Raw genomic sequence first — 1,052 nt, forward strand, 5'->3', positions numbered from 1 at the left:
CGAGGTCGACTTCGAGGTCGGCGAGACCATCACGATCAAGGAGGGCTCGTTCGCGGGTCTTCCGGGTTCGATCAGCGAGATCAAGCCCGAGAGCGGCAAGCTCACGGTGCTCGTCTCCCTCTTCGAGCGCGAGACCCCGGTCGAGCTGTCGTTCGACCAGGTCACCAAGATGATCTGACACTGTCACGAAAACGGCCGCCTCTTCCGAGGCGGCCGTTTTCTTCCCCCGACCCACCCCCTTTCGTGTCTCCCGGCCCGTTGCGGACGCACGTACAGGGCCGGCTCGCACGCAAGGGGCCGGCTCGCCAGTGGGGGAGTGATCGGGTAGACTTACGTGGTTTGTGTGCCGCTTCGGCGTGCACAGAGACGACCACGGGCCGGAAAGGCCGGAGCCGTGGGAGAAGCGGATGCTCGCATCCGCCTCGAGGAAAGGAAAGAGAATGGCACCGAAGAAGAAGGTGACCGGCCTGATCAAGCTTCAGATCAACGCCGGTGCCGCCAACCCGGCGCCGCCGATCGGCCCCGCGCTCGGTCAGCATGGCGTCAACATCATGGAGTTCTGCAAGGCGTACAACGCCGCGACCGAGTCGCAGCGCGGCAACGTCATCCCCGTCGAGATCACCGTCTACGAGGACCGCAGCTTCACCTTCGTCCTGAAGACCCCGCCCGCGGCGGAGCTCATCAAGAAGGCGGCCGGCGTGCAGAAGGCCTCGGCCACCCCGCACACCGTCAAGGTCGGCAAGATCACCAAGGACCAGGTCCGTCAGATCGCCGAGCAGAAGCAGGCCGACCTGAACGCGAACGACATCGAGGCCGCCTCGAAGATCATCGCCGGCACCGCCCGTTCCATGGGCATCACGGTCGAGGGCTGAGGAGAATAATCATGGCTACCAAGTCCAAGGCTTACAAGGCTGCCGCCGAGAAGATCGAGGCAGACCGTTTCTACACGCCGTCCGAGGCCGTCGCGCTCGCGAAGGAGACCGGTTCGGCGAAGTTCGACTCGACCGTCGAGGTCGCGCTGAAGCTCGCCGTCGACCCCCGCAAGGCGGACC

At 65.0% G+C, this 1,052-nt stretch carries 1 protein-coding gene and 1 pseudogene; both read left to right on the forward strand.

From position 1 onward, the window contains the following. Positions 1-440: 440 nt before the first annotated feature. Positions 441-872, forward strand: coding sequence for a 50S ribosomal protein L11 (rplK, locus tag B2W79_RS01435; RefSeq protein ID WP_025102337.1), 432 nt, complete (start codon positions 441-443; stop codon positions 870-872). Positions 873-883: 11 nt separating this feature from the next. Further along, positions 884-1,052 (forward strand): annotated as a pseudogene (locus B2W79_RS01440) (50S ribosomal protein L1); the annotation flags it as partial.

It is taken from the genome of Microbacterium sp. UBA7513 (assembly GCF_002478345.1).
Lineage (GTDB): Bacteria > Actinomycetota > Actinomycetes > Actinomycetales > Microbacteriaceae > Microbacterium.